Below are 24,073 nucleotides of genomic sequence, written 5' to 3'. Positions count from 1 at the left end.
CTTGGAATGAAAAAGCCGCCCTTTTGGGCGGTTTTTTCGTTCATGGGACATGGTTTATGGCCACAGCCGTCGCGCATGAATGATGCGTAAGATCTCTACGCTGTCCTGCAAGATGCGGTAGACCATCACGTAGTTTGGCCGAATCACGATTTCCCGGGTGCCTGGATACCGACCTTTATAAATGCGGGGGTTCTGGGCTGCTCTTCTTGCCTTGTCTCTAAAGTCTTCATCTAACGCAATGGCGGCGTCAGGGTTATCGTCAGCGATGGCATCCATGATTCGCAAGCGGTCTTTCTGAGCGTTGGTGTGCCAAAGCAAATGCATCAACGGGTTTTACCCTTCAACGCGAGGCGGCGCGCGGCGAATTCTTTTTCTATTTGTTCATCATCCATCGCAGGGGTTGGGTCGTTCAGGCTTGCCTCGACTTGTTCGATAAACCAGGCGTCATATGCGGCGGCCTGATGTGCACGCTTCAGGGCCGATGCACGATCAGGTCGTTGATAGGTGCTCATTTGAAGTGGGTCGTAGGTCGAGCTATCCACCTGGAAGTGGTCGATGCCTAGTTCGTGCAGGTAGCTGACCAAGGTTTCAAGCTTTTTGAACAGCCTGGTGTTGCCGCTTCGTTGCGCCGTCAGGACATGTTCGTCATGGTTGATATTGACCTGTATGGCCCAGCCGCCAGGCTGCCCCACAATGTGGGTTCCATTGATACGTCCGGTTTCAGCCATGCGCCTTAGGTCGGCGTGATCGAGTTGATGGGTCGGCACGGGTGTATGTCTCGGTTTCATCGGGATGCACCATGCTATGCAATCTACAGTTGATTGCGACTATATGACTTCCTAACTCTTTGTGGGAAGCTTCTCTCTCATGTAACCAACATTTGTGGTATTCCATGACCGAATCTCCCCAGCGCACCGACTTCAGCCATTTCCACCCCATCCTCACCCGCCCGCAAGACAACGACCTCAACGGTCATATCGCCGGTGCCACGGTGCACGGCTTCTTCGAAACCGCGATCCAGGCGTTTCTCGTCGAACAGGCCGAGCTTGACCTGCGCGAAGGTGCGCTGGCCGGCTTTGTGATCAGCTCGGCGGCAGAGTTCTACGCATTGCCTGCCTTCCCCGACGTACTCGAAGTGGGCCTGGGCGTCACCCGCCTGGGTGGCAGCACAGTGGAGTACCGATTGGCGCTGTTCCGTCCCGGAGAGCCGGATGCCTGTGCGGCAGGTACGCTGGTGCAGGTGTTCGTCGAACGCGCCTCTGGCGAGCCGGTGGCACTGCCAGAAGCGCTGCAGATCATCCTCGCAGGCCTGCAGCTCAATCGTTGAGGCGGATGATGCCCTCGCGCACCGCAAACAGCACCAGGCCGGCGACGTCATGAATCTGTAGGCGATGCATGATCTGGGAGCGATGAGCTTCTACGGTCTTCACGCTCAGGCCCAGGCCTTCGGCTATCGAGCGGGTGGTTTCGCCACGGGCGATCAGTCGCAGGATTTCCAGCTGGCGGGTGGTTAGCGGTGCAGACAGGGTGGCAGCGTTCCGCTTGCGGCTATGTCTGAGGGCCTGGCCGATGACCATCGGCAAGACGCTCGAAGACAGGTACTGGCCGCCTTGGCGCAGGGTCAGCAGCGCCTGCTCCAACTCGGCCACCGTGGCGTTCTTGAGCAAAAAGCCGTGGGCGCCCAGCTGTAGGCAGCTCAACACATGCTCCAGTTCTGAGCGCGGCGAGAGCATCAGCACGCGGCTGGTGGGGGCGCGAATGAACAGTTCTTGCAGCGCCTGCTGGCCGTCCAACTCGCCACTCATGTCCAGTACAACCACATGCGGCTTGAGCTTTTCGGCCAGGGCCACGGCGTTCATCGCATCGCCGGTATCGGCAACCACGGCATATTGTTTTTTCTGTTCGAGCAGGGCGCGCAGGCCTGCGCGGAACAGCGGCGAGTCATCGGCAAGCAGTATTCGACAAGGCATGGATCAGGGCCTGTTTCGCAAGAGAAGAGGGGCGGCATGCCTGCTCGATCCACAAGCGCCCAGCCGCACGGGGCGCGTTCAGTCCCTGTCTGCCGATCACTGCGGCAGTGCTGCTCATCATAGGCGCGCGAACACCGAGGGCAGTAGTGGCCGCAAGGGTAGGTCGAGGTCGTGGATGCTTTCGCTGTGGCCGATCATCAACAGACCGCCTGGGGTCAGATGCTCGACCACACGCTGCAGCACGTCGAGCTTGTACCGGGGGGCAAAGCTTGAGAGCAGGTTGCGCAGCAAGATCACATCGAAGCGGCCCAGGTGCGTGGGAAACGGCTCGATCAAGTTGATCGTCTCGAACATCACCTGCGCGCGTAAAACTGGGGCGATGCGCAGGCGTCCGGCCATTTCGCCGACACCGCACAGGCAATGCCGGCTCAGCCAGCCTTCGGGAAAATAGCGCGCCTGGCTGACGTCATAGATGCCCGCGCGCGCCTGCTCCAGCAAGGCTGCGTCGCGATCACTGGCAAGCACCTGCCAGCCAGCGCCAGGGTGCTGCTCGGCGGCCACCATGGCCAGGCTCCAGGCTTCTTCGCCGCTCGCGCAGGCGGCGCTCCACAGCCGGGGCGGGTGAGCGAGCTCGGCCAGCCAATGGTTGAGGAACTCGAAGTGACGGTGCTCACGGAAAAAATAACTGTCGCGGGGCACCAGCAGGCTCAGCAAGTGCCTGTGTTCGCTATCGTCCTGAGCGTTGCCGAGCAGCGCCAGGTAGGCGTCGAAGTCGGACAGTTGATACAGCTTCAGGCGCTTGTGCAGGCGCGCCGCGACCACCGCGCGACGGTCATCGGCCAAGTGCACGCCGCTGGCCTGTTCGACCAGTAGACGGATCTGTTGGTAGTTGGCTTGATCGAGCAGTGGCGGGCGGGAGCGGCTGGGCATGGTTCAGCTGGCCCAGGTCGTGATCTGACCTATGGTATCGACGATGATCGTGCGCATTCCCCGCGTCCTGTGCGTAATTATTCAATAAGGGATGATAGCTAGTGGCACATTGCCTCCATATCGGGGCCACCCTTAATCCTGTTGTACGCGGGACAAATGAAAAGGCCCCGCCGATAGGGGCGGGGCCTTAGGTGCCTGGCTTAGAGTTGCACGCCTGAGCCGTCAGGCATCAGTGACGCCAGTGGCGTTTGTGCTTGTTCTTGCGATGGCCGTAGTGGTGGCCGCGGTCGTAGTGACGACGGTCGTCGTCGTAGCCACGGCGGTAGCGGCGTTCATGGCGCTCGTCTTCATCGGCCTTGTTGCCCATGTAGTTACCCAGGGCGCCACCTGCACCGCCGCCAGCGGCTGCACCGATGTAGCTACCGTTGGTGCCGCCGACACTGCGGCCGAGTACGTTACCGCCAGCCGCGCCCAGGGCGCCGCCGATTGCCGCTTCGCCGCGCTGGCGTTTGTCGGCACCGACCGCACTACCGGCCGCACCGCCCAGGCCTGCGCCGATGGCGCCACCGGTGCTGCCACCGATTTGCTGGCCGACCACTGAGCCGAGTACCCCACCCAGTGCGCCGCCAATACCGGCTTCGGTGGTGCCGCCCGCCATGGCAACGCCGCTGAGCAGGCCAAGAGACAACAACAGAATCGAGGAGTACTTCTTCATCAAGAGAGCCTCATAGGGATGACGAGGGCGAATTTGAGGCTCGGCAGGGCGTCTGGCAATCGAAATCCGACGAGTAACACGAGTTGTACACAATTCTCTAAGTTACTGTTTTTTCGGTGAAACTTTCTCGATTTTCGGCGGTCATAGGTTACTTGAGACAAAGCCCTGGCCATTGCGGACAGGGCTTTTTTTTGGCTTTTTCGCGGGTTTGAGGGCAGGTCCGCTTCGGGTGGATGTTCTGACCCTATCGCGGTCTTAGATGATGCGCCCGCTATCGCCAGCACGCTCAAGCTTGATGGCGACGAATTTCGAGGTCGGTGTATGGCTACCGTCGCCGATGCTCTCCAGCGGCACCAGCGGGTTCACTTCTGGATAGTAAGCCGCTGCCTGGCCTGCCGGGATGTCATAGGCCAACAGCGTGAAGCCCTGCACCCGACGTTCAAGCCCATCGTCCCACAGCGAGACGATATCCACCTTCTGTCCCGGCGCAAAGCCAAGGCGAATGATGTCGGCCTCATTGACGAACAGCACATCGCGCTGCGCTTTGACGCCGCGATAGCGATCGTCCAAGCCATAGATGGTGGTGTTGTACTGATCATGCGAGCGCATCGATTGCATGATCAGGTCCGGTAGCTGGCCGCTGGCGCGCACGCGTGGGTCGAGCAAGCTGTCGGGCAACAGGTTGGCCTTGAAGTTGGCCCGCTTGGTCGCGGTTTGCCATTGGCGGCTGCCAGCGCTGTTGCCCAGGTAGAAACCACCAGGATGGCGCAGGCGTTGGTTGAAATCGGCAAAGCCTGGAATGGTGTCGGCGATCAGCTCGCGAATGCGGTCGTAGTCGGCTACCAACCAGTTCCAGTCGACCGGCTGCTTGCCCAGCGTGGCGGCAGCGATACCGGCGACCACCGAAGGCTCCGAGCGCATCTGTTTTGACAGTGGGTGCAGCTGGCCATTGGAGGCATGCACCATGCTGAACGAATCTTCCACCGTCACCGCTTGCGGGCCTTCGGCTTGCAGGTCGATATCGGTACGCCCCAGGCACGGCAGGATCAGTGCCTGCTTGCCATGGACCAAATGGCTGCGGTTGAGCTTGGTGCTGATGTGCACGGTCAGCTCGCAATTGCGCAGGGCGCGAGCCGTACGCTCGCTGTCCGGGGTGGCTTGGGCGAAGTTACCGCCCAGGCCGATGAAGACCTTGGCTCGACCTTCGAGCATGGCGTGGATCGCCTCGACCGTGTTGTGGCCGTTGTGGCGCGGCACGGCGAAGTCGAAGCGCTTTTGCAGGGCATCGAGCAGCAATGCCGGTGGCCGCTCGTTGATGCCCATGGTGCGGTCGCCCTGCACGTTGCTGTGGCCACGCACCGGACACAAACCTGCACCTGGCAGGCCAATGTTGCCGCGCAGCAGCATCAGGTTGACGATTTCCTGGATGGTCGGCACCGAGTGACGGTGTTGGGTGATGCCCATCGCCCAGCACATGATCACCCGCTTGCCTTTGCAGTACATGCGCGCCGCTTGTTCGATCTCGGCCAAGGTCAGGCCAGATTGGGCCTGCAATTGCTCCCAGGGGGTGGCATCGACCACGGCCAGGTATTCATTGATGCCGTGGCCATGTTCAGCGATGAACACATGATCGAAGATCGCTGGTTCACCCTTGGCCTGGGCCTCGCGCTCCCACTGCAAGAGGAACTTGGCCATGCCGCGCAGCAGCGCCATGTCGCCACCCAGGGCTGGGCGAAAATAGGCGGTGTTGGTCGGCCGGTCGCTGTTGGTGAGCATCTCCAGCGGGTTCTGCGGGTGCTGGAAGCGCTCCAGGCCACGCTCCTTGAGCGGGTTGACGCAAACCACCTGGGCACCGCGTTTTACCGCATCGCGCAGCGGATCGAGCATGCGCGGGTGGTTGGTACCCGGGTTCTGGCCCCAGACGAAGATCGCGTCGGCGTGCTCGAAATCATCGAACGTCACCGTGCCTTTGCCGACCCCGACGCTCTGGCCCAAGGCGACCCCGCTGGCCTCGTGACACATGTTCGAGCAGTCAGGGAAGTTGTTGGTGCCATAGGCGCGGACGAACAGCTGATAGAGGAACGCCGCCTCATTGCTGGCCCGGCCGGAGGTGTAGAACTCGGCCTGATCGGGATTGGCCAGGTTGTTCAGATGGCGGGCGATCAAGGCGAACGCGCTGTCCCAGTCGATCGGCTGGTAGCGGTCGCTGGCTGGGTCATAGACCATCGGCTCGGTGAGCCTGCCCTGGTACTCCAGCCAGTAGTCGCTCTGCTCGAGCAACGAAGTGACGCTATGCCGGGCGAAGAACGCCGCATCGACGCGGCGCTTGGTGGCTTCCCAGTTGACTGCCTTGGCGCCGTTCTCGCAGAACTTGACCATGCCGCTTTCCGGCGAGTCGCCCCAGGCGCAGCCCGGGCAGTCGAAGCCGCCGTTCTGGTTGGTCTTGAGCAGCGCGCGGATGTTCTTCAGCGCGTTGTCGCTGGCGACCCAGGCCTTGGCCACGCTGCGCAAGGCGCCCCAGCCTCCGGCGGCACCGTGGTAGGGCTTGTAGCGAGGAGTGATTTGTTCTTGTGGGAGTTGCTGATGCGAGGTCACGTCTACGACTACTCCGCCACAGGGCTGAACACCCGTGGTGCACTGTGTTTAGGCAGGTGAATAAGATTGAGGTTGTGCTTGCGCGCCCATTGCAGGGCAAGACCGGTGGGCGCCGACAGGCTGACCAGGGTTTGAATGCCCGCGCGCAGGACCTTCTGGATCAACTCCAGGCTGCAGCGGCTGGTAACGATGGCCAGGCCGCCGCGGGTATCGATCTGCTGGCGCAGCAGGGCGCCGATCAGCTTGTCCAGGGCGTTGTGCCGGCCGATATCCTCACGGCCCATCAACAGCTCGCCGTTGCTGTCCATGTACAGCGCGGCGTGCACCGCGCCGCAGTGCTGGCCCAGCGGCTGGAATTGGTCGATGCGTTGCCGCAGGTCCTTCAGCCAATGGGCGGGTGGCAGCGGTGCCCCAGGCAGTTTGTCGAGCTCTGGCAGCGCCTGCTCCAAGGCTTCGACACCGCACAGGCCGCAGCCGCTGGTGCCGGCCAACTGGCGGCGCTGGTTCTTCAGGTTCCAGAAGGCGCGGCTGGAGATCTCCAGGTCGGCATACAACGCCGAGCCTGAGCCTGAGAACTTCATGTCATAGATTTCCGCCGTGCCCTCGACGATCCCGCTGCCGACGCTAAAGCCGACCGCAAAGTCTTCCATATCGGTAGGGCTGACCAGCATCACGGCCTGATTGAGGCCGTTATAGGCGATGGCCAAGGCGACTTCCTCGGCGAGCGGCGTGCTGGCGCGCGCGTCATCGCTGAGCTGGAGATAGTCGTAGGTATTGCTGGCGGCAGGCAGGGACAAAGGCGTGGACGCCGAGCAGACCGGAGGTTTGCTGTTCATCAGGGCGGATCACTGGCAGCTTTTTACCAGCACAAGCCTAGGCCCGTGGGCTGGCGCCGTCTAATCGCTAGGGTCTATGCCTTGATAGAGCGCGTCGATGAGTCGCAGCAGGGCGAGGTTGGCAAACCTGGCCTAGACTCGTGCTTCCGAGGATTCATCAACAAGGAGCGCGTCATGAGCCTGTTCAGTTTCGTCAAGGAAGCCGGCGAGAAGTTGATCGACCTGCTTACCCCTGGCAATGCCAATGCCGAAGAGCAACTTAAAGAGCATGTAAGCAAGGTCGGCCTGGGTAATCCGAACATCACCGCCACTGTAGAGGGCGACAAGATCATTCTCAAGGGCGAGGTGGCCAGCCAGGAGGAGAAAGAAAAGATCATTCTCGCAGCGGGCAACATCAGTGGTGTGGCCAGCGTCGATGACCAGATCACCGTGACCGGGCCGATCGCCCAGGCGGCGAAGTTCGTCACGGTCGAGAAGGGCGACACCCTGAGCGCTATTTCCAAACGGGTGTATGGCGACCCGAACAAGTACCAGAAGATCTTCGAAGCCAACAAGCCGTTGCTGTCGCATCCGGACAAGATTTATCCGGGGCAGGTGCTGCGGATTCCGGATTGAAGGCTATTCATCAATTGATTTAACCCCTTCGCGGGGGGCCAGCAGTCTGTAGGAGCGGGTTTACCCGCGAAGAGGCCAGTGCGATCAAGCGCTATGTACGGGCAAGGGCTGCGCCCTTGTTCGCGGGCAAGCCCGCTCCCACAGGATCCTGTTCAATCCATGAATGTCTGTTTCGCTTACTCGATCCCCGCCAGCAACTCCCGATAATCCTCAACCGCCGCGAACTCCTGGGTATCACGCGGCGCTGCCTTGCTGTCCGGCTGGCGCACCGCTAGCAGGTGCCTCACGCCAAAGCGCTGCGCGCTGCGCAGGATCGCCAGGGTGTCGTCGATAAACAGGCTGCGCGCAGGCTCAAAGCCGATATCCGCCTGCAATGCGTCCCAGAACTGTGGGCTCTCCTTGGGATAGCCATAATCATGCGAGCTGATCAGCCGCTCGAAATACGGCGCCAGCTCGACGCGCTCCAGCTTCAGCGACAGCGAATCGCGATGGGCATTGGTGATCAGTATCACCCGCTTGCCCACCTTGCGAATCGCAGCAAGGAACGTGTCGGCATCCGGGCGTAGGGCGATCAGGTGAGCGAGCTCGCGTGACAGCTCACAGACCGGCAGCTTCAGCTCGCGGCTCCAGAAGTCCATGCAGTACCAGTTCAGCGTACCGGCATTGCCTTCGAACAATGGCTGCAACTCCATCTCGGCCATTGCCCGGCTCACGCCATGCAGCTCGGCGTAGCGCTGGGGCAGGTGCTGCAGCCAGAATTGATTGTCGTAATGCAGGTCGAGCAGGGTGCCATCCATGTCCAGCAGGACGGTATCGATATCGGACCATTGAATTTGCGGCATGGGAAACTCTCGATCAGTCGGCAAGCCACGGTATAGTAACCCGTTCACGCCAAGGAGCCGCCCCATGCGCCAGAAACCCACCGTCCTCAGCCGCGAAATCGTCGCCAGTAGCCGCCTGTTCCGGGTCGAAGCGGTACAGCTGCGCTTCTCCAACGGCACCGAGCGGACCTACGAACGGCTGGTCGGGCGGGGGAATGGCTACGGCGCGGTGATGATCGTGGCGATGCTCGATGCCGAGCATGCGGTGCTGGTCGAAGAATACTGCGGCGGCACCGACGAGTATGAGCTGTCGCTGCCCAAAGGCCTGATCGAACCGGGCGAGGATGTGCTGGCCGCAGCCAACCGTGAGCTCAAGGAAGAAGCCGGTTTCGGCGCACGCCAGCTGGAACATCTGACCGAGTTGTCGCTCTCGCCCGGCTACATGAGCCAAAAGATCCAGGTGGTGTTGGCCACCGACCTCTATGAAGAACGCCTGGAAGGCGATGAGCCTGAGCCGATGCGGGTCGACAAGGTCAACTTGCGCGAGCTGTCGGCCTTGGCCATGCATCCGCAATTCACTGAAGGTCGAGCCTTGGCAGCGCTGTACCTGGTGCGTGACATGCTGACTCAACGCGGGCTGCTCAGCGCATGAACGACCAACAGCTGATGCACGAAGTGGTGAAGCTCGCCCTGGTTGCCGGCGAGGCGATCTTGCCGTACTGGCGCGCAGACGTGGCGGTCACCGCCAAAGCCGACGATTCACCGGTCACCGCAGCTGACTTGGCCGCTCACCGGGTCATCGCCGACGGTCTGCAAGCGTTGGCGCCTGAGATCCCGGTGCTGTCCGAGGAAGATTGTGAGATCTCCCTGGCCGAGCGGCAAAGCTGGAGCCGCTGGTGGCTGGTCGATCCGTTGGATGGCACCAAGGAATTCATCGCCGGCAGTGAAGAGTTCACCGTCAACATCGCCCTGATCGACAACGATGAAGTGGTGTTCGGTGTGGTGGCGATGCCGACCAATGGCCGCTGCTACTTCGGCGGTCGTGAGCTGGGCGCCTGGCGCGTTGATCGAGGCGCTCACGCCGAACGGATCCGGGTGCGCAACACGCCGCCAGCCGATGGCCAGTTCACCGTGGTCGCCAGCCGCCGCCATTCCAGCCCTCAGCAGGAAGCCTTGCTTGCCGGCCTGAGGGGTGCCGTGGGCGAGTTGGCACTGGCCAATATCGGCAGCTCGCTGAAGTTCTGCCTGCTGGCCGAAGGCGCCGCCGATTGCTATCCGCGCCTGGCACCGACCTCGCAGTGGGACACCGCGGCCGCCCAGGGCGTGCTGGAAGGAGCAGGCGGCGAGGTGATCGGCCTGGACGCCCAGCCGTTTCGCTATCCACCGCGTGAATCGTTGCTCAATCCGTTCTTCCTCGCCCTGCCCAGCGCCGCGCAGTGGCGCCAGGCGTTGATCCAGCTCGCCTCAGCGATGTAGCACGTACTGCCCGCTGAAGTTGACCGCGGGCTCGTCGCTGCCACTGTTGCTCACCACCGTTGCCAGCGTCAGGCGGGCGCGGCCACGGCGCTGGTACATCGTCACGAAGCGCTGCCAGGTGCTGTCGTCCGGCGCCTGGCAGCGAGCGACCGCCGCGCCGGTGACCGGCAGTGGATAACTGATCTGCCCCTCCTGAATGACGATATGCCCATCGTCGATGCCGGCCTCGCGCAAGCGCAGGTGTAGCCAGCCCCAGCCCACCAGTACCGCCGCGCAGTACAGGCTGCCGCCAAACATGGTGCTCTTGTGGTTGACGTTGGCTTCCAGCGGCAGTTGCAGCTGCAAGCAGTGGTCTTGCCAGCTGAGCACTTGCAGGCCCATTTCGCGGGTCAGCGGGATGTCGCTGTGCAACACCCCTTGCAGGTATTGGCTGTCGCTGCTCATGGGCGGTTGTCCTCGTGGTCGTCAGGCCCGCTGCCATTGCTGTCGGCAAAGCTCAGGCCGTGCTTGCGCAGTTTGTCGTGCAGGGTTTTACGGGGGATGCCGAGCGCTTCGGCGAGGCTGCGCATGGAGCTGTGTGGCTGGGTCAGCTCAGCGGCGATCAGCGAGCGCTCGAACTGCTCGACCTGTTCGCTGAGGTTGCCGCTGAGCACGGGCGCAGCCACCTGCGGGGCAGCCGCCACCTGACCATCGAGCGCCAGCTCCAGGCCCAAGGCGAAACGTTCGGCGGCGTTTTGCAGCTCACGCACGTTGCCTGGCCAGTCGTGACGCAGCAGCACCGCCCGTTGCGTCGGTTGCAGGGTGTGCGGCGGCAGGCCGTGGCGCTGGCTGGCGGCATCGGCGAAATGCTGGAACAGCACCAGGATGTCGTCGCCGCGCTCGCGCAGGGCCGGGATGCGCAGCGGGGCGACATTCAGGCGGTAGTACAAGTCGGCGCGAAAACGCCCTTGATCGGCGGCCTGGCGCAGGTCTTCCTTGGTCGCGGCGATGATGCGGATATCCAGCGGGATCAGCTGATTGCCACCCAGGCGCTCGACCACCCGCTCCTGCAACAGGCGCAGCAGCTTGACCTGCACGTCCAGGCTCATGCTCTCGATCTCGTCGAGGAACAAGGTGCCGCCGTTGGCGAATTCGAACTTGCCGATGCGGCGCTTCTGCGCGCCAGTGAAGGCGCCGGGCTCATGGCCGAACAGCTCGCTCTCGACCACCGATTCGGCCAGGGCACCGGCGTTGATCGCCACGAACGGGCCGTCACGGCGGCTGGACAGGTCGTGCAGGGCACGGGCCACCACTTCCTTGCCGGCGCCGGTTTCGCCGAGGATCAGCACGTCGGCGCGGGTTGCGGCCAGGGCACCGATCTGCTCGCGCAGACGCTGCATGGCCGGCGACTGGCCGACCAGGCGGGTGGACAGCTCGTGGCGGTCGCTCAAGGCCAGGCGCAGGCTGCGGTTGTCCAGCACCAGCCGACGCAGGGCCAGGGCACGGCGTACGCTGTCGAGCAGGGCATCGCTGGCGAAGGGTTTTTCCAGGAAGTCATAGGCCCCCGCGCGCATCGCCTGCACCGCCAGCGGCACGTCGCCGTGACCGGTGATCAGCAACACCGGCAACTCGTGGTCACGCCCGCGCAGGTGTTCCAGCAGTTGCAGGCCATCGATGCCGGGCATGCGGATATCGCTGACCACCACGCCGGGCCAGTCCGCCTCGATGCGTTCGGCCAGGCCTTGGGCGTCGGCCAGGGTCACCACCTTGAGCCCGGCCAGGTCCAGCGTCTGGCCCAGCGCCTGGCGCAGGTGCGGGTCGTCGTCGACCAGGATCACCTGGGTACGGCTGTCGATCAATGTCTCGGACGTCATGCCGAGGGGTCCTCCGAAGTGGGCAAGGTCGCGCCGGGCTTGGCGACGCGCATCTGCAACGTGAGCAGGGCGCCACCTTCTGGGTGGTTGCCGAGCAGCAGTTCGCCGCCCAGGGTGCGCATCAGGCTTTCGCAAATGGCCAGCCCCAGGCCCAACCCCTGGGTACGGGTCTTGGTGGTGAAGAACGGCTCTTTGGCGTGCTCCAGGGCTTGGCGGGTAAAGCCAGGGCCATTGTCGCGAATGTACAGGTAGACGTACTCATCGCGCCGTTCGGCACTCAGCCACAGCCGGCGCGGGTTGGCTTTTTCGGTGAGCGCGTCGAGGGCGTTGGCCAGCAGGTTGCCGAGCACCTGGCGCAGGCGGGTTTCGCCGGCCTGGACCCACAGCGGCGCATCGGGCAAGTCGCGGATCAGCTCCACCGCCATCGCTCGGCGACGCTTGGCCAGCAGGGCCAGAGCGTCATCCAGGGCTGGCTGCAAGGCCACGCTCTCGGGGGCATGGCGGTCGCGGCGGGCGAAGGCGCGCAGGTGGGCGATGATCGAGGCCATGCGTCCGGTCAGCTCACCGATCAGCTTGAGGTTGCCGCGAGCCTCTTCGGTGCGCTCGTGGTCAAGCAGGATCTCCGCGTTTTCGGCATAGCTGCGGATCGCCGCCAGCGGCTGGTTGAGTTCGTGGCTGATGCTCGCCGACATGGTGCCGAGCACCGACAGCTTGCCCGCCTGGACCAGTTCGTCCTGGGCGCGCACCAGCTCCTGCTGGGCATTTTCGCGTTCCAACACGGCGCTCTTGAGCCGGGTATTGAGCCCTTCGAGGTCGGCGGTACGCTCGGCCACGCGCTTTTCCAACTGCTGGCGGCCCCGGGCTTCGAAGTCGATCCGGTCGATGTAGTGGCGCCGCCGCTGCATCACCAGACCCGTCAGCAGAATCAGTACCAACAACGCGCCGCCACCGATGGCCATGACCGTCTGCACCGAGCGATCGATGAGGATGTGAGGCGCGAGGATGCTCACCTGCCAACCGGTTTCCTTGATGTCGCGGGTCTGGATCAGCCAGGCATCGGGATTGAGGTTCAACGGCTGTGGGGCCTGGGTCGGGTAAGGCTGGATGGCGAGCATGGCGGCCCGTTCGGCGTCGGTCAGGGCGCGGGTGGCACGGAAGCGCCAGTCCGGGCGCGAGGTCAGCACCACCACGCCGTTCTGGTCGGTCAGCAACAGTTGTTCCGGGGTGCGCCCCCACAGCGTTTCGGTGTGGTCCAGGTCGACTTTCACCACCAGCACGCCGATCACCTTGTCGCGATCATGCACGGCGGCTGCGAAGAAGTAGCCACGCTTGGCCGAGGTCGTGCCCTGGCCGAAGAAGCGCCCCAGGCGGCCCTCCATCGCTTCGATGAAGTACGGGCGGAAGGCGAAGTTACGCCCCAGGAAGCTATCGTGCTTGTCCCAGTTGGAGGCGGCCAGGGTGTTGCCGCTGACGTCCATCAGGTACATCACCTCGGCGCCGGTTTGCTGGGTGATGCCCTTGAGCAGGCGGTTGGCGTTGGTCACCGCCTCCAGCTTGAACGGATCGGCCAGCACCTGGCGCAGCGCCGGCAGGTCGCCGAGGATCTGCGGCAAGGTCTCGTAGCGGTGCAGGGTGCCGAGCAGGTTGGCCACGTAGAGGTCGAGGGTCTGGCGATTCTGCGAAGCCAGTTCGTCCTGGTAGTAGCGCTCGGCCAGGTGATGCAGCGGCCAGAGCAGCGGTGCCAGGCACACGGCAAGTATCGCCAGGCTGCGCCAGCGGGGGCGCCGAGGTGGGGTGGAAATCTGCATCATCGCCAGTTATGCCAGAAGAGTCTGCGGCAATTATGCGCTACTTGGGGCCTTCCTTGGGCGCTCGCGGATTGTGCGGGTTCAGGTGCTCCGTCGTCTTTACGCACACGCCTCTTGAATATCGCCAGCAGCAGTGGCGATATAAGCGACAAAAAAACCGAGGTCACTTGCACATGCCCCTCAGCACCCTGATTCAACGTTCCAGCCAGCCCAGTCCTTCGCTGAGCGAAGCCCAGGCGCATGCCTTGCTGAGGGCGCACTACGACCTTGAGGGCAGCCTGCAATCATTGGGTAGCCAGCAGGACCTGAATTTCCGTGTCGACAGCGGTCACGCGCGCTACGTGCTCAAGGTGTGCCATGGCAGCTATGCCGAGGTCGAGCTGCAGGCCCAGCATGCCGCCCTGGCCTACCTGGGTGAGCAGGGCTTGCCGGTGCCGGTGGTGCGTCCCGCGCGCAATGGTTCAGCCTTGCTGGCGCTGGACAGCGAAGGCCAACCGCTGCGCGTGCGCCTGCTCGACTACATCGACGGCCAGCCGTTGACCCGCCTCAAGCACCTGCCAGCCAGGCTGATGGCCGAGCTCGGCGCACTCTGTGCCCGGGTCGACCAGGCCCTGGCCGACTTCGACCATCCGGGGCTTGAGCGCACCTTGCAGTGGGACCCGCGCCATGCCCAGGCACTGATCGCGCATCTGCTGCCAGTGTTGCGTGATGAAACCCGCCGCGAGCAGGTCGCACGGGTGGCGAGTGAGGCCGGGCAAACCTTGGCAACCCTGGTCGATCAACTGCCGACCCAGGCCGTGCATCTGGATATCACCGACGACAACGTGGTCTGGAGCCGCGACGCCCAGCGCCAATGGCAGCTGCAAGGGGTGATCGATTTCGGCGACCTGCTGCGTACCTGGCGCATTGCCGATCTATCGGTGACCTGTGCAGCGTTGCTACACCATGCCGAGGGCGATCCGCTGCGCATCCTGCCAGCGGTCAGCGCTTATCAGGCGGTCTATCCGCTCAGTGATGCAGAGTTGCGTGCCCTCTGGCCTCTGGTACGGATGCGCGCCGCGGTGTTGGTGCTGAGCAGTGAACAGCAGCTGGCGGTCGATCCGGACAACCAGTACACCCGCGACAACATCGCCCATGAATGGCAAATCTTCGACACCGCCAATGCTGTGCCCGCGGCGCTGATGGAAGCGGCGATTGTGCAAGCCGCTGGTCGCCAGTTGCCGCCCGTGCAGCTATCTGGCTGCGCGCCTTTGCTGCCGGAGTTGGCAGGTCAGGCGGTGACCAGGGTCGATCTTGGCGTGCTCAGCCCGCATTGCGAGGCGGGTAACTGGGAGCAGGCCGGCTTTGACCAGGCCGTACTGGCCGCGCAGCTCGGCGCTGCATGCAGCCTGCATGGCCAGTATCGCTTGTCGCAGACCCATATCGATCGGCCGGACGAGCCCGCCACCTGCGCGCTTGGCGTGGAGTTGAAAGTGCCAGCTGGCAGTGTGGTGCAAGCCCCGCAGGACGGCATCTGGCAGCGCACTGGCGAGGGTCGTGGACGCTTGCGCACGGCCGATTGGAGCCTGTGGCTCAAGGGCCTGGAAGACACTCCGGCCGATGGCCAGGTGGTGACACAGGGGCAGACGCTGGGTACGGCCTGTGGCTTTTTGAGTGTGCAGCTGTGTCGCGAAGATGCGCTGCAGCCGCCGTTCTTCGCCAAGCCGTCGGCAGCCGCCGCCTGGTTGGCCCTGTGCCCGTCTCCGCAGCCTTTGCTCGGCTTTGCCTGCGATGCCGAGCCATTGCCCGACGCCCAAGCGCTGCTGGCCCGTCGCGACGCCAGCTTTGCCCGTTCGCAGAAGCACTACTATGCCCAGCCGCCGCATATCGAGCGGGGCTGGCGCAACTACCTGATCGACATGCATGGCCGTTCGTACCTGGACATGCTCAATAACGTGGCGGTGCTCGGCCATGGTCACCCGCGTATGGCCGCAGAGTCGGCGCGCCAGTGGTCGCTGCTCAATACCAACTCGCGCTTTCACTACGCGGCCATCGCTGAGTTCTCCGAGCGCCTGCTGGCGCTGGCGCCACCTGGCTTTGACCGGGTGTTTCTGGTCAACAGCGGCACCGAGGCCAACGACCTGGCAATTCGCCTGGCCTGGGCCTACAGCGGCGGGCGCGACCTGCTCAGCGTGCTGGAGGCCTATCACGGCTGGTCGGTGGCCACCGATGCTATTTCCACCTCCATCGCCGATAACCCGCAAGCGCTGGAAACCCGGCCGGATTGGGTCCACCCGGTCGAGGCGCCGAACACCTTCCGTGGCCGTTATCGTGGGCCGGACAGTGCTGGCGACTACCTGCGTGACGTCGACGCCAAACTTGCCGACCTCGACGCGCGCGGGCGCCAGCTGGCTGGCATGATCTGCGAGCCGGTGTACGGCAACGCCGGGGGTATTTCGCTGCCGGCAGGCTATCTGCGCGATGCCTACGCCAAGGTGCGCGCCCGTGGCGGGGTGTGCATCGCCGATGAGGTACAGGTCGGCTACGGCCGCTTGGGCGAGTACTTCTGGGGTTTCGAGGAGCAGGGCGTGGTCCCGGACATCATCACCATGGCCAAGGGCATGGGCAACGGCCAGCCGCTGGGCGCGGTGATCACTCGCCGTGAAATCGCCGAGGCGCTGGAAGCCGAGGGCTACTTCTTCTCCTCCGCAGGCGGCAGCCCCGTCAGTTGCCGGATCGGCCTGGCAGTGCTGGACGTGATGCACGACGAGGGGCTGTGGCAGAACACCCGTGAGGTCGGCGCCTACTTCAAGGCGCGTCTGCAGGCTTTGGTCGATAAACATCCGCTGGCCGGCGCCGCCCATGGTTCGGGTTTCTACCTGGGCCTGGAACTGGTACGCGATCGCGACACCCTGGAACCGGCCAGTGAAGAGACCATGATCCTGTGCAATCGCCTGCGCGATCTGGGCATCTTCATGCAGCCAACCGGCGATTACTTGAACATCCTCAAGATCAAACCGCCGATGTGCACCACGCGGGCGAGTGTGGATTACTTCGTCGATTGTGTGGATAGGATCTTGGCTGAAGGTCTCTAACAGCGGGCGAATGGCTCGGTCAAATCGATTCATATCGGTTAGATCGAGCTTTTTATATCTAAACGGTCTCTTTGATCGCTTTTAAAGCCGATATTTATCGGATATAAATGCGGGTCATTGACCCTCGGGCCGCAGCGCGACCCAGACCCTCCGACAGTTTTTCCAGAGGCTACTGATGAAAACCCTCAATTCGACCCCGCGTGCCGACGGCTTCCACATGCCAGCCGAATGGGCGCCGCAGACCCAGGTCTGGATGGTCTGGCCGGAGCGCCCTGACAACTGGCGTCTGGGCGGCAAGCCAGCACAGGCTGCGCATGTCACCCTGGCCAAGGCCATCGCCCGCTTCGAGCCGGTGACCGTCGGCGTTTCCGCCGGCCAATACGAGAACGCTCGGCGCCAACTCGACGTGCCGAACATCCGCGTGGTGGAAATCAGCAACGACGATGCGTGGGTGCGCGACACCGGCCCAACCTTCGTCATCAATGACCACGGCGAAGTGCGTGGGGTGGATTGGGGCTTCAACGCCTGGGGCGGCTTCGACGGCGGCCTCTATGCACCGTGGAACCGCGATGAAGAGCTGGCTGCCAAGGTGCTGGAAATGGAGCGCTGCCAGCGCTACCAGACCGAAGGTTTCGTGCTCGAAGGCGGCTCGATCCACGTCGACGGTGAAGGCACCCTGATCACCACCGAGGAATGCCTGCTCAATCGCAACCGCAACCCACACCTGGACCGCGAGCAGATCGAGCAGATCCTGCGCGAGCAGTTGGCAGTCGATACCATCGTCTGGCTGCCAGATGGCTTGTACAACGATGAGACCGACGGCCACGTCGACAACTTCTGCTGTTACGTCGCCCCAGGTGAAGTGTTACTGGCCTGGACCGATGATTCCAACGACCCCAACTATGCCCGCTGCCACGCGGCCTTCGAGGTGCTGAAAAACACCCGTGATGCCAAAGGGCGCGAGTTCGTGGTGCACAAGATGCCCATTCCTGGACCACTGTTCGCGACTGCAGAAGAGTGCGCCGGGGTCGATCAGGTCGCCGGCAGCCAGGAGCGTGATCCATCGGTGCGCCTGGCTGGCTCCTATGTGAACTTCCTGATCGTCAATGGCGGGATCATCGCGCCGAGCTTCGACGATCCGGCAGATGCTGAAGCTAGAGCGATTCTGGCCAAGGTCTTCCCTAATCATGAAGTGGTCATGATCCCGGGTCGTGAGTTGCTCCTGGGCGGTGGCAACATTCACTGCCTGACCCAGCAGCAACCGGCGCCGATCAAGCGCTAACCTCTTGGCAAATGAAAAGGCCCGTCGCGATGACGGGCTTTTTTGTGGGTGCGACGGCTGGCGCGGGGAATGGCATACGTTTTGTATTGTTTTCCATTGTGTTTCAAACAGATAGGACTACTCCGATCTGTAACAAAACCCACGTAAGTTAGCCGCTCACGGGCCCAGGGAGTTTGTGTAGAGATGAATGCAGCAAGTGAGTCGGCTTTGCCCCCATCGGCAGTGAATCACGAATCGCTCAAAATATTGACGCAGTGGTTGAGACACCATGGAAGCAAACGGGTCAGGACGACCGACCCGCGACGTCTGCTGGATGGGCGCTATCCGCAAGGCTTGATCAGTGAAGCAGAGCTTGAGGCTCTGATGGCTGTCTGGCATTGACCGGGTAGTACTTACGGATGAATGAAAAACGCCACCGCGATCATGCGGTGGCGTTTTTGTTTGTGGGGGTCAGTGCCGGCCGAGGGCGGTACGCACCCTGCAAATCTAGAAATTGTACGTGCCGGTCACCACCAGGTTGCGCGGATCGCCCACCTGAATCTGCGCCGCACTGGTCGCCGAGGCGTAGTAGGTCTTGTCGGCAATATTATTCAACGCCGCGCGCACATCCCAGTCGCGTGTACGGAACCCTGCCAGTGCATCCCAGCGGCCATAGCCCGGCAACACCGTGGTGTTCTGGTTATCGGCATAACGCTCGCCCACCAGGGTCAGGCCGGTTTCTGCGTACCAGCCCAACTCTGGCTTCCAGGTGATGAACAGGCTGCCGTTACGCTTGGCCACGTCGTTGATCCGGTTGCCCTCCTGGCCGTTGTTGTCCTCGACGATGATCGCGTCCTGGATACCGATCCCGCCGCGCACGTACCAGTTGCCAACGATATTGCCGGTGGCGGTCAGCTCGATACCACGCGACCGTTGCAGGCCGCTCAGTTGAATCAGCTCTGGGTTGTTCGCGTCGCGGGTGCGGCGGTTGTACAGTTCCAGTTCATAGATGGCGAGGGTGGTGGTCAGGCGGTCATCCAGCCAGTCGCTCTTGACGCCGATTTCCTTCTGCCGGCTGAGCTCTGGCCCGGTGTCGTTGGCATTGCCAGGCGCGCCTGGGGTGATGCCGATCAGCCCGCCGCCAACCGGCGAAAAGGTCTTGCTCCAGGACGCATAGAACGAATGGTCTTGCCATGGCGAATACACCACGCCCAGACGGGGGCTGGTGGTGTTGCTGTCCTGTTTTTCGCTCAGGTTGCGAATCTGGTTGGTCGTCTCCACCTCGAACTGATCGAAGCGCACGCCAGCGAGGATCTGCCACTGATCGTTCAGGCGGATCTGGTCCTGCAAGTACAGGCCGCGGCTGTCGACCACGCTGTGGTTGTTGCTCGACACCACCATGCGGCCGTTGTGTTGCAGGTTACGGTCGGGGTTGTTCAGGTCCAGGCTCGGAACCAGGGTGCCGCCGTCCTTGGGCTTTGCGGCGGTGTACAGCAGAGGATCGCGGCGCTGATGACCGAACTCAAGGCCCACCAGCAGCTTGTGCTCCAGGCTCCAGGTGGCGAAGTTGCCTTCGGCTTCAAGGTTGTTGAACAGGTTGCGGGTCTTCAGGTCCTGCTGCCAACGCTGGCGAGTGACGGTGTTGTTGCTGGCGTTGTAGGCGGTCACGTAGGTGTTGTCGAAATCACTGTCGAGCTGGAACAGGCTCAGGGTATGGCGCAGCTGCCAGGTGTCGCTGAGCTGGTAGTTCAGGCGCGAGCGCAGCGACTGGCTCTTGTCGTCGATGAAGTCGCGCTGGGTGTCGCCATAGGTAGTGTCGCGGCCAACGTCGGCCGGGCGTCCATTGACGCCTGGGATGCCGCGATCAGGTGTGCGGTTGAAGCGGCTGTATTCGTACTGCACCAGCCAGTTGAGATCTTCGCTCAGCTGCCAGCTCATGGAGGGGGCGAACAGCTGGCGGCTGCCATCGATACCGTCGCGGAAGCTGTTGTTGTCCTGGTTGCCCAGGTTCAGGCGCAGGCTGATGTCATCGCTAGGGTCGGCGTTGAGGTCGGCGTACAGGCTGCGCAGGTCCTCGCTGCCGCCTTGGACCTCGATGCTCGAGCGGCGGCCATGTTCTGGCACCTTGCTCACCCGGTTGACGATACCGCCTTGGCTGCCCCGACCATACAGCACTGCCGCTGGGCCCTTGAGCACATCGACCCGCTCGATGTTGTGCAGGTCGCGAATGTACTGGCTGTCGTCGCGCACGCCATCGAGATAGAAGTCGTTGCTGCTATCGAAGCCGCGGATTCGCACGCTGTCGAAGCGCGTGTCGGCGCTGCTGCTGACGTTGGGGATGCCTTCGAGTGCCTTGCCCAGCGAACTGCTGCCGTAGTCCAGCACATTTTGCGTCTTGAGGGTGTCGATCGCCTGCGGCACGTAACGCACCGGGGTCGAGGTGCGGGTCGCGGTGCTTACTTCTTTCACTCTGGGGTTATCGCGCTCGCGTTCACTGTCGGCGGTGACCGACAACTCCGGCAGGGTAGTGGTAGCAGCATGGGCAACGCCTGCGCTGCACAGCAGCGACAGGCCGAGGGTTACAGGAGAAAGACGGCAGGCAGCACGCATGGAAACATCCGCATAAGGCAGTAATTGGAAAAAGGGTGCGGATGATAATGCGTGCCATTTACTTGTGCTTGGGTATTTGTAAAGACTCGTCTTTACATATGTATCAGTTTGTAAATGCCAGGCCACAGTCAGGATGTCAGCACAAGAGACAGATTGCCCCAGGCAATGGCAGATATGCATTGAAATGCACCAGACCTAAGCGTGATTTTGGTTATATCGACCTGCATTTCACGATTTTTTGACATCCTCAAGCGCGGGCGGATAGGATTCGGCCAACGCCTGCCGGCCATGACTTGGCCATGCAGCTGCACAAGGCCCGCCAGGCGAGTATCGGTGGGGCCTTCCAGTTGGATCCGCATAGCGTCGAACCTACGAAGGGGCGTTGGTTCCTGGCGTCAGAATGCAGAGCGTTTTTGATTAAGAAATAAGGAAAATAACATGTTGAAAACCAGGATCAGCCTGGTCGCCTTGGCGATGATCGCCGCGACCCAGGCACAGGCCAACGAGCAGGCCGACAGCAAGGGCTTTATCGAAGACAGCCACGCAAACGTTCTCCTGCGTAACGCTTTCATCAATCGTGACAAAAAACACGGCACCAACGATCAGTCCCAATGGGGCCAAGCGTTCATCGCCAACTTCTCCTCCGGCTTCACCCAAGGCACCGTCGGTGTAGGCGTTGACGCCTTCGGCCTGTACGCGGTGCGTCTGGACGGTGGTAAAGGTCGCAACCAAGGTGGCGGCGTCGACTTCTTCAAGCGCTCCGACCCCACCTTCGACGGCGAAAAAACCAACTCGCCGCACAACCTGGCCCGCGCTGGCGCGGCCGTGAAGTTCCGCATCTCCAACACCGTGCTCAAGTACGGTGACCAGATGCCAGCCCTGCCGGTTCTGCAATACGACGATGCCCGTCTGCTGCCAGAAAGCTTCACCGGTACCCTGATCACCTCCAAGGAGATCGAAGGCCTGGAGCTGAACGCCGGTCGTTTCACCCAGGAAGCGCGCAAGAGCGCCGAGCGCCGTGACGGCGGCGGCCTCAAGTCGATCAACGTGCTCGGTGGTAGCTACAAAGTTACCGACAACTTCACCGCTTCGCTGTACACCGCAGACAACGAAGACGTGATGAAGAAGCACTACCTGGGCTTGAACTACGTCTTCCCGATTGCTGCTGACCAGTCGCTGACCCTGGACTTCAACGGCTACAAGTCGGACATCGACAACAAGTACGTGCGCGCCGCCAAGCTCAATGGCGACTCCAACACCATCTGGAGCCTGGCTGCTACCTACGCCTACGGTCCGCACTCGTTCACCCTGGCGCACCAGCGCAGCACCGGCAGCACCGGTTACAACTACGGCTGGTACCAGAACGATGGCGGCGTGGGTGACGGTGGTTCGACCATCTACCTGGCCAACTCCTACTGGTCTGACTTCAACGCTGAAGACGAGCGTTCCTGGCAGCTGGGCTATGGCCTGGACTTCGGCGCCTTCGGCGTACCGGGCCTGACCTACAAGGTTGCCTACGTTGTTGGTGACAACATCAACACCCGTAAAGTCGGTGCCCCACAAGGCTACGGCGAGGGTAAAGAGCGCGAGATCTTCAACCAGCTCCGTTACGTCGTTCAAGACGGTCCGGCCAAGGACCTGTCGATCAAGCTGCGTAGCTCGTTCGTGCGTACCAACAACGCCGTTCAGCAAAACGGCTACAACGACGACGGCAACGAAGTCCGCGTATTCGTCGAGTACCCGATCAGCATCTTCTGATCCTGACTTGGCGTCTCAAACAGCCCCGGCCTATGCCGGGGCTGTTTGTTTGCGGCGTACCGTAGCCACGGCTGGCGCTTTTTCACTCTCTCCCGTCTCTGGCGCAAAGCTGTCACTGCGCGCCATCCGCCACATCCGTGCATAGAACTCACTTTCGATCGAGCCACTGAGCAATTCGCCTGGCTTGAGGAAGGTATGCAGTTGCGAGAACAGGCCAATTTCACTGGGGCTGATACGCCGCGCCAGGTGCTTGGGCTTGAGCTCAGAGGGATGCTCCAACCCTGCGGCGGCGAGCATCTCGGCCAGGGCATGCAAGGTGTTGCGATGGAAGCTGGCCACGCGCTCGGCCTTCTCCGGCACAACTAGCGCACGCTGGCGCAGAGGATCCTGGGTCGCCACGCCAGTCGGGCATTTGTTGGTATGGCAACTTTGCGACTGAATGCAGCCAATGGCGAACATGAAGCCGCGCGCCGAGTTGACCCAGTCGGCGCCAATGGCCAATACGCTGGCGATATCGAATGCGCTGACCAGCTTGCCCGCTGCGCCAATGCGTACCCGATCACGCAGGTTCAAGCCGACCAGGGTGTTGTGCACGAACATCAAGCCCTCCCGCAGCGGTACGCCGATATTGTCGGAAAACTCCCGCGGCGCCGCGCCCGTGCCGCCTTCCTTGCCGTCGACGACAATGAAGTCCGGGGTAATGCCGGTGGCCAGCATGGCCTTGGCGATGGCCATGAACTCCCACGGATGCCCCAGGCAAAACTTGAAGCCCACCGGCTTGCCGCCAGACAGTTCCCGCAGCAACGCGACGAAGCGCAGCAGCTCGACCGGGGTGCGGAAGGCGCTGTGGGCGGCCGGCGAGATGCAGTCCTCACCCTCGCGCACGCCACGGGTGGCGGCGATTTCCGGGCTGACCTTATGCCCCGGCAAGATCCCGCCGTGGCCAGGCTTGGCGCCTTGGCTGAGCTTGATCTCGATCATCTTCACTTGCCCATCGCGCGCCTGCTCGGCAAAGCGCTGCGGATCGAACCGGCCCTCGTCGGTGCGACAGCCAAAGTAGCCACTGCCGATCTCCCAGATCAGGTCGCCGCCGTGCTCGCGATGGTAGGGGCTGATACTGCCTTCGCCGGTGTCATGGGCGAAGCGGCCCAGCCGTGCGCCCTTGTTCAGGGCAGCAATGGCGTTGGCGCTAAGGGCGCCGAAGCTCATCGCCGAGATATTGAAGATCGATGCCGCATAGGGTTGCAGGCACTGCGGCCCGCCGATACGGATGCGAAACGACGCCGGATCCGGCGTTTGCACCGGCAGCATCGAATGGCTGATGAACTCGAAACCGGTCTTGTAGACGTCATTGAGCGTGCCAAAGGCTTTCTCGGCGCTCTCGTTCTTGGCGCGGGCATACACCAGTGAACGTTGCGCGCGGGAGAACGGCAGCTTGTCGTCATCACCTTCGATCAGGTACTGGCGGATTTCCGGGCGAATGGTTTCGATCAGGTAACGGATGTTGCCCAGGATCGGGTAGTTGCGCCGCACCGCGTGATGGCTCTGGCGCAGGTCGTTGAGGCCGACCAGGCTGAGCAGGGCAGTGATCACGCAAAACGGCCACAGCCAGCTGTGCTGGGCGAGCAAGGGGATACTGGCAAAGGTGAAGATCAGGCAGGCGGCCAGGCAGGCGTAGCGGCTGGGGAGCGACTCTTTCATGGGTCCATCGCAGGCAGGATGACCCGACCTAGGATAGGCAAAGCAAGCGC

The 24,073-nt window shown here is 62.5% G+C and carries 20 protein-coding genes; 7 read left to right on the top strand and 13 right to left on the bottom strand.

Going from position 1 to position 24,073, the window contains the following annotated elements; genetic code table 11:
- Positions 1-54 precede the first annotated feature (54 nt).
- Together ACF8K2_RS06650 and ACF8K2_RS06645 are read right to left on the bottom strand one after the other, a co-directional pair.
- Positions 55-324 carry a type II toxin-antitoxin system RelE/ParE family toxin gene (locus ACF8K2_RS06650; protein WP_392464009.1) on the bottom strand — a complete coding sequence of 90 codons (270 nt, stop codon included), beginning with the start codon at positions 322-324 and terminating at the stop codon, positions 55-57.
- Positions 324-788 carry a hypothetical protein gene (locus tag ACF8K2_RS06645; RefSeq protein WP_189661656.1) on the bottom strand — a complete coding sequence of 155 codons (465 nt, stop codon included), beginning with the start codon at positions 786-788 and terminating at the stop codon, positions 324-326. Before ACF8K2_RS06645 ends, ACF8K2_RS06650 begins: the two co-directional genes overlap by 1 nt.
- Before the next feature lie 104 nt (positions 789-892).
- Here ACF8K2_RS06645 and ACF8K2_RS06640 point away from each other — a divergent pair, with 104 nt between their 5' ends.
- Complete coding sequence (locus ACF8K2_RS06640; protein WP_312156538.1) at positions 893-1,327, top strand: thioesterase family protein; 435 nt, start codon at positions 893-895, stop codon at positions 1,325-1,327.
- On the opposite strand, the gene ACF8K2_RS06635 is transcribed toward ACF8K2_RS06640, so the two are convergent.
- From ACF8K2_RS06635 to fdhD, 5 genes are all read right to left on the bottom strand, one after another.
- Entirely contained in the window at positions 1,317-1,970 is a 654-nt protein-coding gene (locus ACF8K2_RS06635; RefSeq protein WP_392464006.1) for a response regulator, read from the bottom strand. The genes ACF8K2_RS06640 and ACF8K2_RS06635 overlap by 11 nt on opposite strands.
- Positions 1,971-2,087: 117 nt before the next feature.
- Positions 2,088-2,900 (bottom strand): CheR family methyltransferase, encoded by an 813-nt coding sequence (locus ACF8K2_RS06630; RefSeq protein WP_392464004.1) that lies wholly within the window; start codon positions 2,898-2,900, stop codon positions 2,088-2,090.
- 229 nt (positions 2,901-3,129) lie between these two features.
- On the bottom strand, positions 3,130-3,615 hold the full coding sequence (locus tag ACF8K2_RS06625; RefSeq protein WP_186552858.1) for a glycine zipper domain-containing protein: 486 nt from the start codon (positions 3,613-3,615) through the stop codon (positions 3,130-3,132).
- Between the two features lie 255 nt (positions 3,616-3,870).
- On the bottom strand, positions 3,871-6,210 hold the full coding sequence (locus ACF8K2_RS06620; protein WP_392464003.1) for an FdhF/YdeP family oxidoreductase: 2,340 nt from the start codon (positions 6,208-6,210) through the stop codon (positions 3,871-3,873).
- Positions 6,211-6,218: 8 nt separating this feature from the next.
- Positions 6,219-7,046, bottom strand: a complete 828-nt coding sequence (fdhD, locus tag ACF8K2_RS06615; protein ID WP_186552856.1) for a formate dehydrogenase accessory sulfurtransferase FdhD — start codon at positions 7,044-7,046, stop codon at positions 6,219-6,221.
- Between the two features lie 174 nt (positions 7,047-7,220).
- On the opposite strand from fdhD, the gene lysM reads away from it, so the two are divergent.
- A complete protein-coding gene (lysM, locus tag ACF8K2_RS06610) occupies positions 7,221-7,661 on the top strand; it encodes a peptidoglycan-binding protein LysM (RefSeq protein WP_186552855.1) in 441 nt (146 codons plus the stop codon).
- Positions 7,662-7,837: 176 nt separating this feature from the next.
- On the opposite strand, the gene yrfG is transcribed toward lysM, so the two are convergent.
- A complete protein-coding gene (yrfG, locus tag ACF8K2_RS06605) occupies positions 7,838-8,503 on the bottom strand; it encodes a GMP/IMP nucleotidase (protein ID WP_392464002.1) in 666 nt (221 codons plus the stop codon).
- Between the two features lie 64 nt (positions 8,504-8,567).
- On the opposite strand from yrfG, the gene nudE reads away from it, so the two are divergent.
- Positions 8,568-9,134, top strand: a complete 567-nt coding sequence (gene nudE, locus ACF8K2_RS06600; RefSeq protein WP_186552853.1) for an ADP compounds hydrolase NudE — start codon at positions 8,568-8,570, stop codon at positions 9,132-9,134.
- Entirely contained in the window at positions 9,131-9,958 is an 828-nt protein-coding gene (gene cysQ, locus ACF8K2_RS06595; protein ID WP_392464001.1) for a 3'(2'),5'-bisphosphate nucleotidase CysQ, read from the top strand. The genes nudE and cysQ overlap by 4 nt, the downstream gene beginning before the upstream one ends.
- On the opposite strand, the gene ACF8K2_RS06590 is transcribed toward cysQ, so the two are convergent.
- From ACF8K2_RS06590 to ACF8K2_RS06580, 3 genes are read right to left on the bottom strand one after another with little or no spacing between them, the layout of a single operon-like run.
- The gene (locus tag ACF8K2_RS06590; protein WP_186552851.1) at positions 9,947-10,402 is read right to left on the bottom strand and encodes a YiiD C-terminal domain-containing protein; all 456 of its coding nucleotides are present in this window, start codon (positions 10,400-10,402) and stop codon (positions 9,947-9,949) included. The two genes, cysQ and ACF8K2_RS06590, sit on opposite strands and share 12 nt — an antisense overlap.
- Positions 10,399-11,811: a sigma-54-dependent transcriptional regulator gene (locus ACF8K2_RS06585; RefSeq protein WP_392464000.1), complete on the bottom strand. Its 1,413-nt coding sequence runs from the start codon at positions 11,809-11,811 to the stop codon at positions 10,399-10,401. The genes ACF8K2_RS06590 and ACF8K2_RS06585 overlap by 4 nt, the downstream gene beginning before the upstream one ends.
- The gene (locus ACF8K2_RS06580; RefSeq protein WP_264235221.1) at positions 11,808-13,622 is read right to left on the bottom strand and encodes an ATP-binding protein; all 1,815 of its coding nucleotides are present in this window, start codon (positions 13,620-13,622) and stop codon (positions 11,808-11,810) included. Before ACF8K2_RS06580 ends, ACF8K2_RS06585 begins: the two co-directional genes overlap by 4 nt.
- A gap of 170 nt (positions 13,623-13,792) precedes the next feature.
- Between ACF8K2_RS06580 and ACF8K2_RS06575 the strand changes: the two genes are divergently transcribed.
- Positions 13,793-16,693 carry an aminotransferase gene (locus ACF8K2_RS06575; protein ID WP_392463997.1) on the top strand — a complete coding sequence of 967 codons (2,901 nt, stop codon included), beginning with the start codon at positions 13,793-13,795 and terminating at the stop codon, positions 16,691-16,693.
- A 175-nt stretch (positions 16,694-16,868) separates the two neighbouring features.
- The gene (gene aguA / locus ACF8K2_RS06570; protein ID WP_392463996.1) at positions 16,869-17,975 is read left to right on the top strand and encodes an agmatine deiminase; all 1,107 of its coding nucleotides are present in this window, start codon (positions 16,869-16,871) and stop codon (positions 17,973-17,975) included.
- Between the two features lie 486 nt (positions 17,976-18,461).
- Here aguA and ACF8K2_RS06565 read toward each other — a convergent pair whose 3' ends face one another.
- Positions 18,462-20,564: a TonB-dependent receptor gene (locus ACF8K2_RS06565; RefSeq protein WP_392463995.1), complete on the bottom strand. Its 2,103-nt coding sequence runs from the start codon at positions 20,562-20,564 to the stop codon at positions 18,462-18,464.
- A 438-nt stretch (positions 20,565-21,002) separates the two neighbouring features.
- On the opposite strand from ACF8K2_RS06565, the gene ACF8K2_RS06560 reads away from it, so the two are divergent.
- Positions 21,003-22,322 carry an OprD family porin gene (locus ACF8K2_RS06560; protein WP_392463994.1) on the top strand — a complete coding sequence of 440 codons (1,320 nt, stop codon included), beginning with the start codon at positions 21,003-21,005 and terminating at the stop codon, positions 22,320-22,322.
- A 30-nt stretch (positions 22,323-22,352) separates the two neighbouring features.
- On the opposite strand, the gene ACF8K2_RS06555 is transcribed toward ACF8K2_RS06560, so the two are convergent.
- Positions 22,353-24,023, bottom strand: coding sequence for an FMN-binding glutamate synthase family protein (locus ACF8K2_RS06555; RefSeq protein WP_186552844.1), 1,671 nt, complete (start codon positions 24,021-24,023; stop codon positions 22,353-22,355).
- Positions 24,024-24,073 lie beyond the last annotated feature (50 nt).

Source organism: Pseudomonas sp. xss_2 (genome assembly GCF_043104195.1).
In the GTDB taxonomy this organism is placed as follows: Bacteria; Pseudomonadota; Gammaproteobacteria; order Pseudomonadales; family Pseudomonadaceae; genus Aquipseudomonas; species Aquipseudomonas urmiensis.
This window is presented reverse-complemented; position numbering and strand designations above follow the sequence as displayed.